At 60.2% G+C, this 13,415-nt stretch carries 12 protein-coding genes; 9 read left to right on the top strand and 3 right to left on the bottom strand.

From position 1 onward, the window contains the following. The first annotated feature begins 212 nt into the window (after nucleotides 1-212). From hutI to hutH, 5 genes are all read left to right on the top strand, one after another. The gene (gene hutI / locus IM303_RS13865) at nucleotides 213-1,433 is read left to right on the top strand and encodes an imidazolonepropionase (protein ID WP_226840260.1); all 1,221 of its coding nucleotides are present in this window, start codon (nucleotides 213-215) and stop codon (nucleotides 1,431-1,433) included. Then, nucleotides 1,430-2,368: a formimidoylglutamase gene (hutG, locus tag IM303_RS13870; RefSeq protein WP_069732608.1), complete on the top strand. Its 939-nt coding sequence runs from the start codon at nucleotides 1,430-1,432 to the stop codon at nucleotides 2,366-2,368. The genes hutI and hutG overlap by 4 nt, the downstream gene beginning before the upstream one ends. Nucleotides 2,369-2,387: 19 nt before the next feature. Continuing rightward, entirely contained in the window at nucleotides 2,388-3,122 is a 735-nt protein-coding gene (locus IM303_RS13875; protein ID WP_047367758.1) for a histidine utilization repressor, read from the top strand. 127 nt (nucleotides 3,123-3,249) lie between these two features. Next, entirely contained in the window at nucleotides 3,250-4,938 is a 1,689-nt protein-coding gene (hutU, locus tag IM303_RS13880) for a urocanate hydratase (protein WP_028012410.1), read from the top strand. After that, a complete protein-coding gene (gene hutH, locus IM303_RS13885; RefSeq protein WP_193360020.1) occupies nucleotides 4,935-6,455 on the top strand; it encodes a histidine ammonia-lyase in 1,521 nt (506 codons plus the stop codon). Before hutU ends, hutH begins: the two co-directional genes overlap by 4 nt. Before the next feature lie 85 nt (nucleotides 6,456-6,540). Here hutH and IM303_RS13890 read toward each other — a convergent pair whose 3' ends face one another. Beyond that, entirely contained in the window at nucleotides 6,541-7,017 is a 477-nt protein-coding gene (locus IM303_RS13890; RefSeq protein WP_028012412.1) for a kinase inhibitor, read from the bottom strand. Nucleotides 7,018-7,065: 48 nt separating this feature from the next. Then, the gene (bioA, locus tag IM303_RS13895) at nucleotides 7,066-8,373 is read right to left on the bottom strand and encodes an adenosylmethionine--8-amino-7-oxononanoate transaminase (protein ID WP_088204423.1); all 1,308 of its coding nucleotides are present in this window, start codon (nucleotides 8,371-8,373) and stop codon (nucleotides 7,066-7,068) included. 68 nt (nucleotides 8,374-8,441) lie between these two features. On the opposite strand from bioA, the gene bioB reads away from it, so the two are divergent. From bioB to bioD, 4 genes are read left to right on the top strand one after another with little or no spacing between them, the layout of a single operon-like run. After that, complete coding sequence (bioB, locus tag IM303_RS13900) at nucleotides 8,442-9,482, top strand: biotin synthase BioB (RefSeq protein WP_193360021.1); 1,041 nt, start codon at nucleotides 8,442-8,444, stop codon at nucleotides 9,480-9,482. Beyond that, nucleotides 9,479-10,636, top strand: coding sequence for an 8-amino-7-oxononanoate synthase (bioF, locus tag IM303_RS13905; RefSeq protein ID WP_193360022.1), 1,158 nt, complete (start codon nucleotides 9,479-9,481; stop codon nucleotides 10,634-10,636). Before bioB ends, bioF begins: the two co-directional genes overlap by 4 nt. After that, nucleotides 10,620-11,375 carry a malonyl-ACP O-methyltransferase BioC gene (bioC, locus tag IM303_RS13910; protein ID WP_045259949.1) on the top strand — a complete coding sequence of 252 codons (756 nt, stop codon included), beginning with the start codon at nucleotides 10,620-10,622 and terminating at the stop codon, nucleotides 11,373-11,375. Before bioF ends, bioC begins: the two co-directional genes overlap by 17 nt. Next, the gene (gene bioD, locus IM303_RS13915; RefSeq protein ID WP_045259950.1) at nucleotides 11,368-12,069 is read left to right on the top strand and encodes a dethiobiotin synthase; all 702 of its coding nucleotides are present in this window, start codon (nucleotides 11,368-11,370) and stop codon (nucleotides 12,067-12,069) included. The genes bioC and bioD overlap by 8 nt, the downstream gene beginning before the upstream one ends. Here the strand turns inward: bioD and IM303_RS13920 are convergent. Further along, nucleotides 12,032-12,754, bottom strand: coding sequence for an ABC transporter ATP-binding protein (locus IM303_RS13920; RefSeq protein ID WP_048998776.1), 723 nt, complete (start codon nucleotides 12,752-12,754; stop codon nucleotides 12,032-12,034). The genes bioD and IM303_RS13920 overlap by 38 nt on opposite strands. Nucleotides 12,755-13,415: the final 661 nt, after the last annotated feature.

A 13,415-nucleotide genomic window follows, 5' to 3' on the forward strand; every position in this document is an offset into this window, starting at 1 on the left:
GGGTATGCAAGTCTTTACGGGATAGACGAAATAGCCTGCTTTTTTATACTAAGTTGAGCGAAACGGGAAGATAAAAAGGGTAAAAGTTGCATTTTTTGCCCGGAGGTGACGGGAAAGTCATCACAAATAAATAACATTTTCCCTTAAGGCGGTTGACAGCAGACGATGGATGCAAATAAATGTCTATACAACCCATGACAAGTGGAATGCCCATGCAGCTTCAACCTGACGATGTTATATGGCGAAATGCGCGCCTGGCAACAATGGTTCCCGATACATCCGCGCCTTATGGCCTGAAAGAGCAGCACGCGCTGGTCGTGCGCGGCCAAACTATCCTTGGCGTGCTTCCTGAATCTGACCTTCCTTCCGGACACCGTCACGTCATCGATCTTGAGGGACGTCTGGTCACGCCTGGCCTGATTGACTGCCATACCCATCTGGTATTTGGCGGCGACCGCGCGGCGGAGTGGGAACAGCGTCTGAACGGCGTCTCTTACCAGACCATCAGCGCTCAGGGGGGCGGGATTAACGCCACCGTGACGGCAACGCGCAGCAGTTCCCTGGAAACCCTGCTGAAACTTGCGCAGCAGCGGCTCCAGCGTCTGATGAATGAAGGTGTAACGACCGTTGAAATCAAATCGGGATACGGACTCAACGCCGAGGCCGAAGAGAAGATGCTGCAGGTTGCCCGCCAGCTGAGCCTCGATAATCCGATCGATATCAGCCCAACGCTGCTGGCGGCCCATGCGGTGCCGGCAGAATATCGACAGGATCCGGATGCGTACCTCGCGCTGGTTTGCGAGCAGATCCTGCCCACGCTGTGGCAAAAAGAGTTGTTTGAAGCAGTAGACGTGTTTTGTGAAAACGTCGGCTTTACCCCGTCGCAAACCGAGCGCCTCTTCCAGGCCGCTGCCGCGCTCGGTATCCCGGTGAAAGGGCATGTTGAACAGCTGTCGAATCAGGGCGGAGCTGCGCTGGTCAGCCAATATAACGGACTGTCGGCCGATCATATCGAATATCTCGACGACGCGGGCGTTCAGGCGATGGCGCAAAGCGGTACGGTTGCGGTACTGCTCCCCGGCGCGTTCTATTTTCTGCAGGAGCGCCAGCGTCCGCCGGTTGATCAGCTCAGAAAACGTGGTGTGCCGATGGCCGTCGCCACCGACTATAACCCCGGCACCAGCCCGTTTGCCAGCCTGCACCTGGCGATGAATATGGCCTGCGTCCAGTTTGGCCTGACGCCCGAAGAGGCCTGGGCTGGCGTCACGCGGCATGCGGCGCAGGCGCTGGGCCGCGGCGCAACGCACGGGCAGTTGCAGTCGGAGTTTGTCGCTGATTTTATCGTCTGGGATGCTCACCATCCTGTAGAGATGGTCTACGAGCCGGGACGCAATCCGCTGTATCAACGTATTTTCCGTGGGGAGGCAGTATGAAGTTATGGCGGCCCGTCGCCGAAACGGTCTGGCAGGGGCGAGACGACAGCGCCGAAGCCAGCAATGCAACGCGCATTTTCCAGACGATACAACAGCAGGCGCAGTTCACGCCGCTTTCATCCGGCATCGCGCTGATAGGCTTTGAATGCGATGCAGGGGTTAAACGCAATCAGGGCAGGCCCGGCGCCGCGCAGGCCCCTGATATTCTGCGCAAAGCGCTGGCGAATATGGCAAGCCATCAGGGACACGAACGGCTGGCGGATATGGGCTCGGTGTACGTTGAAAGCGATGAGCTTGAACCCGCGCAGCGGGCGTTAAGCGATGCCGTGATGGCCTGCCAGCAGTCCGGGATGCGCACGCTGGTGTTTGGCGGTGGGCATGAAACCGCCTGGGCGCATGGACGGGGTGTTCTGGATGCGTTCCCCGGCGAGCGCGTGGCGGTGATAAACCTGGATGCGCATCTCGACCTGCGCAAGGCCGACCGGGCGACGTCCGGTACGCCGTTTCGTCAGCTGGCTCAATACTGCGATGAATACGGGCGCGAGTTTCGCTACGCCTGCTTTGGCGTCAGCCGCGCGGCGAACACCCAGGCACTGTGGGATGAGGCCGAACGCCTGAACGTCACGCTGGTGGAGGATCTTCATTTCAGACGCGAGGCATTATCGGCGCTGGAAAAGGTGCTGGCGCAGGCAGATCGTGTCTATCTGACGATCGATCTGGACGTCCTGCCTGCGGGCGAAATGCCTGCCGTTTCCGCCCCTGCGGCGTTAGGCGTCCCGGCAATGGATCTTATGCCGGTTATTGAACAAATCTGCCGCAGCGGTAAGCTGCAGGCCGCCGATCTGGTAGAGTTTAACCCGCAGTACGATCGGGACGGGCAGGGCGCAAAGCTCGCCGCCCGTCTGGCCTGGCAAATTGCTCACTGGTGGGCATAACACTATTAAAGGAGTCACGATGTTTTCACGCTCACCCCTGCCGCAACCGAGCCCGCCCGCGCCTTTCTATGAAAAGGTGAAACAGGCGATCAGCGAAAAGATTGCTACCGGCGTCTGGCGCCCGCACGATCGCATTCCGTCGGAGGCCGAGCTGGTGGCGCAGTTCGGTTTTAGCCGGATGACCGTCAACCGGGCGCTGCGCGAGCTCACCGACGAAGGACTTCTGGTGCGCCTGCAGGGCGTGGGGACGTTCGTGGCGGAACCGAAAGGGCAGTCCGCCCTGTTTGAAATCCGCAGCATTGCCGATGAGATAACCTCGCGTAATCATCAGCACCGCTGCGAAGTGCTGGTGCTGGAAGAGACTCAGGCCAGCGCCGAGCAGGCCGTTGAGCTAAATGTCAAAGAGGGTAGCCGCATCTTCCACTCTGTGATGGTGCATTTTGAAAACGACATTCCGGTGCAGATTGAAGATCGCTGCGTCAACGCAGAGCGGATACCGGAATACCTGAACCAGGATTACACCCACACCACGCCGCACGCGTATCTCTCGCTCGTTGCACCGCTCACGGAAGGGGAGCACATTGTGGAGGCCGTACGCGCGACGCCGCAGGAGTGCGAGCTGTTGCGCATTAAAGAACACGATCCGTGCCTGCTGATCCGCCGTCGTACCTGGTCATCATCGCATATCGTGTCGCATGCCCGACTGCTTTTCCCGGGGAACCGTTACCGGCTGCAGGGCCACTTTATGTCATAAGTTTTATAAGCGTGATCGCTAACGCAATATAACAAAATTGTATCTTTTTTGTTAAATCCGACCTTGTGTGTGCTTGTCTATACAAGTATATCTAAATGCATCATCTGTCCCTTATGAGGAGCACACAATGTCGTCAGGTAAATACCGCCAGCAGGACGTCCGCGCCGCGCGCGGCACCACGCTTACTGCCAAAAGCTGGCTCACCGAAGCCCCGCTGCGCATGTTGATGAACAACCTTGATCCTGAGGTGGCGGAAAACCCCCACGAACTGGTGGTCTACGGCGGCATAGGCCGCGCCGCACGCAACTGGGAATGCTATGACGCAATTGTAAAATCCCTGACCGAACTCGAACACGACGAAACCCTGCTGGTGCAGTCCGGCAAGCCGGTTGGCGTATTTAAAACCCATAAGAACGCGCCGCGCGTGCTGATCGCCAACTCTAACCTCGTGCCGCACTGGGCCACCTGGGAACACTTCAACGAGCTGGACGCGAAAGGGCTGGCGATGTATGGCCAGATGACCGCCGGGAGCTGGATCTACATCGGCAGCCAGGGGATTGTGCAGGGCACCTACGAAACCTTCGTGGAAGCGGGGCGCCAGCACTATAACGGCTCGCTGAAGGGCCGCTGGGTGCTTACCGCCGGTCTGGGCGGGATGGGTGGCGCGCAGCCGCTGGCCGCCACGCTGGCCGGCGCGTGCTCGCTGAACATTGAATGCCAGCAGAGCCGCATTGATTTCCGTCTGCGTACCCGCTACGTCGACGAACAGGCCGAGAATCTTGATGACGCGCTGGCGCGCATCAAAAAATACACGTCCGAAGGCAAAGCGGTGTCGATTGCCCTGTGCGGCAACGCGGCGGATATTCTGCCGGAGCTGGTTGCCCGCGGCGTGCGTCCGGATCTCGTTACCGACCAGACCAGCGCCCATGACCCGCTGCACGGTTACCTGCCAAAAGGCTGGACGTGGGAAGACTACCAGCAAAAAGCGGAAACCGACCCTGAAGGCACGGTACTGGCGGCTAAGCGTTCGATGGCGGAACACGTCTCCGCGATGCTGGCCTTCAGCCAGTTGGGCATTCCAACCTTTGACTACGGCAACAACATCCGCCAGATGGCGAAAGAGATGGGCGTGAATAACGCCTTCGACTTCCCCGGCTTCGTGCCTGCCTATATCCGTCCGCTGTTCTGCCGCGGCATCGGCCCGTTCCGCTGGGTGGCCTTGTCCGGCGATCCGCAGGATATCTACAAAACTGACGCTAAAGTGAAGGAGATCGTCGCAGACGACGAACACCTGCACCACTGGCTGGATATGGCTCGCGAACGCATCAGCTTCCAGGGCTTGCCGGCGCGCATCTGCTGGGTAGGGCTGGAGTGGCGGCAAAAGCTGGGTCTGGCCTTCAACGAAATGGTGCGCAGCGGTGAAGTCTCCGCGCCTATCGTCATTGGCCGCGACCATCTGGACTCCGGCTCCGTCGCCAGCCCAAACCGTGAAACCGAAGCCATGCGCGACGGATCTGACGCGGTCTCCGACTGGCCATTGCTTAATGCCCTGCTGAATACCGCCAGCGGCGCCACCTGGGTCTCGCTGCACCACGGCGGCGGCGTCGGGATGGGCTTCTCCCAGCACTCAGGGATGGTCATCGTCTGTGATGGAACCGATGAAGCGGCCGCGCGCATCGCCCGTGTGCTGCACAACGACCCGGCAACCGGCGTGATGCGTCACGCGGATGCGGGTTACGAGATTGCCATTGACTGTGCCAAAGAGCAGGGACTGAACCTGCCGATGATCCCTGCCACACAAGGAAAGCATGCATGAACGCGTTAACTCTCACTCCCGGCTCGCTGACGCTCAAACAGCTGCGTAACGTCTGGCGCCAGCCGGTCACCCTTTCACTTGATGAAAGCGCCCACGCCGCGATAAACGACAGCGTCGCCTGCGTAGAAGCGATTGTTGCCGAAGGGCGCACCGCCTACGGGATTAACACCGGCTTTGGCCTGCTGGCGCAGACCCGCATCGCCACGCACGATCTGGAAAACTTACAGCGTTCGCTGGTGCTGTCGCACGCGGCAGGCGTCGGCCAGCCGCTGGATGATGAGATTGTCCGTCTGATGATGGTGCTCAAAATCAACAGCCTGGCGCGCGGTTTCTCGGGCATTCGCCTGAGCGTGATCCAGGCGCTGATGGCCCTGGTGAATGCAGAAGTCTATCCGTGGATCCCGGCAAAAGGTTCCGTCGGTGCCTCCGGCGATCTCGCCCCGCTGGCGCACATGTCGCTGCTGCTGCTGGGTGAGGGCAAAGCGCGCTGGCAGGGCGAGTGGCTCCCTGCGAAAGAAGCGCTGGCAAAAGCCGGCTTAACGCCAATCACCCTCGCGGCAAAAGAGGGGCTGGCGCTGCTCAACGGCACGCAGGCGTCGACGGCCTTTGCGCTGCGCGGCCTGTTTGAAGCGGAAGATCTCTTTGCCTCGGCGGTGGTGTGCGGTGCGCTGACCACCGAAGCCGTGCTTGGCTCGCGTCGCCCGTTCGATGCCCGTATCCACGAGGTGCGCGGCCAGCGCGGGCAGATTGATGCCGCTGCGATGTACCGTCACGTGCTTACCGACACCAGCGAGATCGCGGATTCACATCATAACTGTGAAAAAGTGCAGGATCCGTATTCCCTGCGCTGTCAGCCGCAGGTGATGGGGGCGTGCCTGACGCAGCTGCGCCAGGCGGCAGAGGTGCTGCTGGTGGAGGCCAATGCGGTCTCCGACAACCCGCTGGTATTCGCCGAGGAAAACGAGGTGGTCTCCGGGGGCAACTTCCACGCCGAGCCGGTGGCGATGGCGGCGGATAATATCGCGCTGGCGATTGCCGAAGTCGGCGCGTTGTCCGAGCGCCGTATCGCGCTGATGATGGATAAACACATGTCCCAACTGCCACCGTTTCTGGTGCGTAACGGCGGGGTTAACTCAGGCTTTATGATCGCTCAGGTGACGGCCGCAGCGCTGGCAAGCGAGAACAAAGCGCTGTCGCACCCGCACAGCGTGGACAGCCTGCCAACCTCGGCGAACCAGGAAGATCACGTGTCGATGGCCCCGGCGGCCGGGCGTCGTCTGTGGGAGATGGCCTCCAACACCCGCGGCGTGCTGGCGGTGGAGTGGCTGGCGGCGTGTCAGGGTATCGATCTGCGCGAAGGGCTTAAATCCAGCCCGCTGCTGGAGCAGGCGCGCCATGTGCTGCGCGAGCACGTCACGCATTACGATGATGACCGCTTCTTTGCGCCGGATATTGATAAGGCGATGCAGCTTCTGGAAGAGGGACGCCTTGTAGGACTGCTACCTTCGGTGCTGTGATTTTTTTGCCCGGTGGCGCTGCGCTTACCGGGCCTACGAATGCGAAATCCAGGCCGGGTAAGGCGTAGCCGCCACCCGGCTTTTTTCAGGAATACATCGCCGTAATCGACGCGCTCCCCAGGGAATGGAAATGCACGTTAAACCCGACCATCGCGCCGCTCGCGCCTTCATCGACCTCAATCTTCTCCACATCCAGCGCGTGCACCGTGAAGATATAGCGGTGGGTTTCCCCTTTTGGCGGCGCCGCGCCGCCGTAGCCCGCTTTACCAAAGTCAGTGCGCGTCTGAATGGCACCTTCAGGCAGGGCAACCAGGTCTGAACCGGAACCCTGCGGCAGCACGCGCGTGTCGGCGGGCAGGTTCGCCACAACCCAGTGCCACCAGCCCGAGCCGGTCGGCGCGTCCGGGTCGTAGCAGGTCACGACAAAGCTTTTGGTTCCTGCAGGAACGTCGTCCCACGCCAGGTGCGGGGAGATATTATCCCCCTGATAGCCCATGCCGTTGAAAACGTGGCGTTCCGGGAGTTTTTCACCGTCGCGCAGATCTTTACTGATGATTTTCATACGGTTTATCCTCGTTATTCACTCGTTCAGGAAGTGTAACGCATGGAATTAAATCGCGAAATGCGCGGGAATGTTAACGGCTGTTACGACCGCGTCGGTTAATTTACGCAGCTGCTCCGGCGTAATGCTGTACGGCGGCATCAGGTAGATAAGCTTGCCGAAAGGCCGCACCCAGACGCCCTGCTCAACGAAGAAGCGCTGCAGCGCCGCCATGTTCACCGGGCGGGTGGTTTCAATCACCCCGATGGCACCCAGCACGCGCACGTCCGCCACAAAATTCGCCCCCGAGGCGGCGCTCAGCTCTCCTTTCAGCTGTGCCTCAATCGCCGCGACCTGCGTCTGCCACTCGCCGCTCTCCAGAATGGCGAGGCTTTCGCTTGCCACGGCGCAGGCCAGTGGGTTGCCCATAAACGTCGGGCCGTGCATAAAGCAGCCCGCCTCGCCGTCGCTGATGGTGTCGGCAACCTGACGAGTGGTGAGGGTGGCGGAGAGCGTCATGGTGCCGCCGGTCAGCGCTTTGCCGAGGCACAGAATATCCGGGGCGATACCCGCGTGTTCGCAGGCAAACAGCTTGCCGGTGCGGCCAAAGCCGGTGGCAATTTCGTCGGCAATCAGCAGAATGCCCTCGCGGTCGCACATCTTGCGGATGCGCCTCAGCCATTCCGGATGGTACATCCGCATTCCGCCCGCGCCCTGCACGATCGGTTCGAGAATAACGGCGGCGATTTCATGGCGATGTGCCGCCATCAGCCGCGCGAAGCCCACCATGTCCATCTCGTTCCATTCGCCGTCGAAGCGGCTTTGCGGCGCAGGGGCAAACAGGTTTTCCGGCAGATACCCCTTCCACAGGCTGTGCATGGAGTTATCCGGATCGCAGACCGACATCGCCCCGAAGGTATCCCCGTGATAGCCGTTGCGGAAGGTGAGGAACCGCTGGCGCGTTTCGCCCTTCGCATGCCAGTACTGCAGCGCCATCTTCATCGCCACTTCCACCGCCACCGAGCCGGAATCGGCCAGGAAAACGCACTCCAGCGATTCAGGCGTCATCGCCACCAGGCGACGGCATAAATCCACCGCGGGCTGATGGGTGATCCCGCCAAACATCACGTGCGACATCTGGTCAATCTGGGCCTTCATCGCCGCGTTCAGGCGCGGATGGTTGTATCCGTGAATGGCCGCCCACCAGGAGGACATTCCGTCAACCAGCCGCTCGCCGCTGGCGAGATGCAGCTCGCAGCCGTGGGCAGAGGCCACCGGATAGACGGGAAGGGGGCGGGTAGTGGAGGTGTAAGGGTGCCAGATATGCTGCTTGTCGAAGGCGAGATCGTCCTGGGTCATAATCGACTTGTAAACCATTTTGAAAAGTTTTAGGTTTACGAGTATAAACCGAACCGAAAATTAACAAAACCCTTTGGAGAAGCCCAATGGCTCACCACGCACGCTGGACGATGTCGCAAGTTACTGAATTATTCAACAAACCTTTCCTTGAGCTGATGTTTGAAGCGCAACAGGTGCATCGTCAGCACTTCGATCCGCGTCATGTTCAGGTCAGCACGCTACTGTCGATCAAGACCGGCGCCTGCCCCGAAGACTGCAAATATTGCCCGCAGAGCGCGCGCTACAAAACCGGTCTCGAATCCGAGCGTCTGATGGAAGTGGAGCAGGTGCTCGACTCCGCGCGCAAGGCCAAAAACGCGGGCTCAACCCGCTTCTGCATGGGCGCGGCGTGGAAGAACCCGCACGATCGCGATATGCCCTATCTGGAGCAGATGGTGAAGGGCGTGAAGGAGATGGGCCTCGAAGCCTGTATGACGCTCGGTACGCTGAACGAGGAGCAGGCGCAGCGCCTCTCTGCCGCGGGGCTGGACTACTACAACCACAACCTTGATACCTCGCCGGAGTTTTACGGCAACATCATCACCACGCGCACCTATCAGGAGCGCCTGGACACGCTGGACAAAGTGCGTGGTGCAGGGATCAAGGTCTGCTCCGGCGGCATCGTGGGCTTAGGCGAAACGGTGAAAGACCGCGCGGGCCTGCTGCTGCAGCTGGCGAACCTGCCCACCCCGCCGGAAAGCGTGCCCATCAACATGCTGGTGAAGGTCAAGGGCACGCCGCTGGCGGATAACGAGGATGTGGATGCGTTTGATTTTATTCGCACCATCGCGGTGGCGCGCATCATGATGCCAACGTCTTACGTTCGCCTCTCTGCGGGCCGCGAGCAGATGAACGAGCAGACTCAGGCGATGTGCTTTATGGCCGGCGCCAACTCCATCTTCTACGGCTGCAAGCTGCTGACCACGCCGAACCCGGAAGAGGACAAAGACGTCCAGCTGTTCCGCAAGCTGGGGCTGAACCCGCACCAGACCGAGGTGCTGACGGGCGATAACGAGCAACAGCAGCAGCTGGAGCAGCAGATTCTCAACGCCGATACCGACCAGTTCTACAACGCGGCAGCCGTATGACCTGGCAGGCACGGATTAATGCCGCGCTGGAAGAACGCCGGGCGGCAGAGGCGTTTCGCGTTCGCAGAGTGGTGGAAAACGGCGCGGGCCGTTTTCTGACCCGCGAGGGACGGCAGTTTTGTAATTTTTCCAGCAATGACTATCTCGGGCTGAGCCAGCATCCGGCCATCGTCCGCGCCTGGCAGCAGGGCGCGGAGCGGTTTGGCGTGGGCAGCGGTGGCTCGGGGCACGTCAGCGGATACACCACGGCGCATCAGGCGCTGGAGGAAGAGCTGGCCGACTGGCTGGGCTATCCGCGCGCGCTGCTGTTTATCTCCGGCTTTGCCGCCAATCAGGCGGTCATCACGGCCATGATGGGGAAAGAGGACCGCATTGTCGCCGACCGTTTAAGCCACGCCTCCCTGCTGGAAGCGGCAAACTTAAGTCCCGCCCAGCTGCGGCGTTTTGCCCATAACGATGCGTCACAGCTCGCCTCGCTGCTGGACAAACCCTGCGACGGGCAACAGCTGGCAGTCACGGAAGGGGTGTTCAGCATGGACGGCGACAGTGCGCCGCTTGCCGCGCTTCACGAGGCCGCAAAGCGGCAAAAGGCCTGGCTGCTGATCGATGATGCTCACGGTACTGGGGTGATGGGCGATGAAGGACGCGGCAGCGCCCATCAACAAAACGTGAAGCCGGAACTGCTGGTGGTTACCTTCGGCAAAGGCTTTGGCGTCAGCGGCGCCGCCGTGCTGTGCAGCGAATCTGTCGCCGACTATCTGCTGCAGTTTGCCCGTCACCTCATCTACAGCACCAGCATGCCCCCGGCGCAGGCCGTGGCGCTGTCGGCGTCGCTGGCGGTGATCCGTAGCGCAGAAGGGGATGAACGCCGTCAGCAACTGGCAGAGCACATCTCCTGCTTCCGTCAGGGACTGGCGGCGCTTCCCTTCCAGAGTCCCGATTCGCAGAGCGCCATCCAGCCCGTGATTGTCGGCGAAAACGGCCGCGCGCTGGCGCTGGCCCAGGCGCTGCGCGAGCGGGGGATGTGGGTAACGGCCATTCGTCCGCCAACCGTTCCGCCGGGCACCGCGCGTCTGCGCTTAACCCTGACGGCGGCGCATGAGGCGCAGGATATCCAGACGCTGCTGGAGGCGCTTCATGATGCCGGTGAATAAGCAGGCCGTTGCGGCGGCATTTGGCCGGGCCGCGCGGAGCTATTCGCAGCACGATGAACTCCAGCGCCAGAGCGCGCAGGGGCTTCTGGCCGCGCTTGGCGAGAACCGCTTCCCGCAGGTGCTGGACGCCGGCTGTGGTCCCGGCAGCAACAGCCGCTACTGGCGCGAGGCGGGGAGCGAGGTGACGGCCATCGACCTGTCGCCCGCCATGCTGGACGAGGCGCGCCAGCAGCAGGCGGCGCACCACTATGTAGTGGCGGATATCGAGGCGATCCCGCTGGCGGACGCGCAGTTCGATCTGGTCTGGAGCCATCTGGCGGTGCAGTGGTGCAGCAGCCTGCCGCAGGCGTTACGCGAGCTTTATCGCGTCGCACGACCGGGCGGAAAGGTGGCCTTTACCACCTTGCTGGAAAGTTCGCTGCCGGAGCTGAATCAGGCGTGGAAAGCGGTGGATGAGCAGCCGCACGCGAACCGCTTTTTATCGTATGAGCAGGTGACGCAGGCGCTGGCAGGCTGGCGCTGTCGCAGCACGGTGCAAACCATCACGCTTAATTTTAGCGACGCGTTCAGCGCCATGCGCTCTCTGAAGGGTATCGGCGCCACGCACCTGCACGCCGGGCGGGAGAAAAAACCGCTGACCCGGGGGCAGCTGCAACGCCTGGAGCTGGCCTGGCCGCAGCAGCGGGGCCTTTTCCCGCTCTCTTATCAACTTTTTCATGGGATTATCGAACGTGACTGAACGTTATTTTGTTACCGGCACGGATACGGAAGTGGGCAAAACGGTTGCCAGCGCTGCGCTGCTGCAGGCGGCACGACTGCTCGGAAAAAACACCGCCGGATATAAGCCCGTGGCTTCCGGCAGCGAGATGACGGCGGAAGGGTTACGCAACACCGACGCGCTGGCGCTCCAGCGTAACAGTAGCCTTGAGCTTGCCTATTCGGCGGTGAATCCCTATACCTTTGCCGAGCCGACGTCGCCGCACATTATCAGCGCTGACGAAGGCCGTCCGATTGATTTCGCCGTGCTGTCTGCCGGATTACGGACGCTGGAAAGCCAGGCCGACTGGGTGCTGGTGGAAGGCGCGGGAGGCTGGTTTACGCCACTTTCGGACACGCAGACCTTTGCTGACTGGGTGCAGGCCGAGCGGCTTCCGGTCATTCTGGTCGTCGGCGTGAAGCTGGGCTGCATCAATCACGCCATGCTGACGGCGCAGGCCGTTCAGCAGGCAGGGCTGACGCTGGCAGGCTGGATAGCCAACGACGTGGTTGCGCCGGGCAGGCGGCATGAGGAGTATCTGGCGACCCTCAAGCGCGTGCTCCCGGCACCGTTCCTCGGGGAAATCCCCTGGATTGCTGGCGATGCTGAGCAGGCCGAAACCGGGCGTTATCTCGACCTCAGCGTCTTGCTTCCCGCGACATCCAGTGGGCGATAAGCTCATCGTTCAGCTCGCTAACGTGGCCCTGAGCCACGTTACGCCCGCGATAAAGCATGCAAAACCGATCCGCCACCCGGCGGATAAACGACAGCTGCTGCTCCGCCAACAGCACCGTCATGCCTAACTCCCGGTTTAAGCGCACCAGCAGCTGCGCCAGCTTCTGGGCAAATCCGTGTCCTGCCCCATGCGTAGGCTCATCCAGAATCAGCATCCGCGGACGGTTGACCAGTGCATTCGCCAGGGCAAGCTGATACTGATCCTCTGGCGAAAGGGCATTGCCCCGCGTCTGACGTCGCGCGTAGAGTTCCGGGAACAGATCGTATACGTCGCTTTTCGCCGCCGGGTCGGGTTTCCCCATCGCCCGCATGGCAATATGCAGATTCTCCTCAATCGTCAGTTGAGAGAAAATACGCCTGTCCTGCGGCACATAGCCTATTCCCGGCTCTGAACGTTGTTTCGGTGCCGGGCTGAGCAAATCACGCGGCGGTGCGCCCGCTTCATGCCAGATAATCGTGCCGCTTTCGACGGGGATGTTTCCGGTAATGCAGTTCATCAGGGTGGTTTTGCCCATCCCCGGCAGGCCTATGACGCCTGTACACATCCCTTGCGGAAAATCCAAATCCACGTTCCATAGCGTATGTTGGCTTCCGTAAAACTGATTCACTGCACGCAGACTCAACATCTTTCTCTCCTTAAAAATGCGTAGGGATAGGCCTGACGTGAAGCTGCAAAACGCTTGCCAGAAACCTGAAATCGATTAAAAAAACGACTTTTTTAGGAATAAGCCACAGGAGAGCAGGGTAAAAACGCGTGGCTTGCACATCGACGGTGCCGGGAATGATGAGTTGTGGTGCAGGACGAAAAATGGCTGAAATGTGAGCAGGATCGCATCTGTTGGTTATGAATGACTCAACTGTTTATCGTCAAAAAAGAGCTATAAAAATTTTTTGTTGCCGCCTCGTGGGAAAATCCGGGAATTTGCTGAGCGGCGGTCTACACGGGCTGGAAGCAGTTATCCACTATTCCTGTGGATAACCATGTGCATTAGAGTTAGAAAACACGCGATAAGCGAGAGAAGACGCGGCTTTCGCCCAAATTGACGCGAAACGCGGCTTTAGAAAATATCGTTTAAAATTTAATTGCTTAGATAAAAGCAATTACCGTAATGAAAGTGTCACTCGTTGCCATAAAACTATCATTACCTGGCTTGACAAATGTTAAAAAAGAAAAAGTTCTGGGGATAACCCAACCTGGCTGGTTTTTTATCTCGTCAGAGCCTAAATTTTGTCCGCTAACGCGCTAATGACTCCGCCGCTACGCTAAATATCCTGACACGCTACTGG

The organism is Enterobacter cloacae complex sp. P38RS (genome assembly GCF_014930775.1).
Lineage (GTDB): Bacteria > Pseudomonadota > Gammaproteobacteria > Enterobacterales > Enterobacteriaceae > Enterobacter > Enterobacter bugandensis.

Coding starts and splice junctions, on each gene's coding strand:
- bioA (WP_088204423.1), bottom strand. CDS start 8,373: ATGGTTTACAAGTCGATTATGACCCAGGACGATCTCGCCTTCGACAAG.
- IM303_RS13890 (WP_028012412.1), bottom strand. CDS start 7,017: ATGAAAATCATCAGTAAAGATCTGCGCGACGGTGAAAAACTCCCGGAA.
- hutG (WP_069732608.1), top strand. CDS start 1,430: ATGAAGTTATGGCGGCCCGTCGCCGAAACGGTCTGGCAGGGGCGAGAC.
- hutI (WP_226840260.1), top strand. CDS start 213: ATGCAGCTTCAACCTGACGATGTTATATGGCGAAATGCGCGCCTGGCA.
- bioF (WP_193360022.1), top strand. CDS start 9,479: ATGACCTGGCAGGCACGGATTAATGCCGCGCTGGAAGAACGCCGGGCG.
- IM303_RS13920 (WP_048998776.1), bottom strand. CDS start 12,754: ATGTTGAGTCTGCGTGCAGTGAATCAGTTTTACGGAAGCCAACATACG.
- bioC (WP_045259949.1), top strand. CDS start 10,620: ATGATGCCGGTGAATAAGCAGGCCGTTGCGGCGGCATTTGGCCGGGCC.
- hutU (WP_028012410.1), top strand. CDS start 3,250: ATGTCGTCAGGTAAATACCGCCAGCAGGACGTCCGCGCCGCGCGCGGC.
- hutH (WP_193360020.1), top strand. CDS start 4,935: ATGAACGCGTTAACTCTCACTCCCGGCTCGCTGACGCTCAAACAGCTG.
- bioB (WP_193360021.1), top strand. CDS start 8,442: ATGGCTCACCACGCACGCTGGACGATGTCGCAAGTTACTGAATTATTC.
- IM303_RS13875 (WP_047367758.1), top strand. CDS start 2,388: ATGTTTTCACGCTCACCCCTGCCGCAACCGAGCCCGCCCGCGCCTTTC.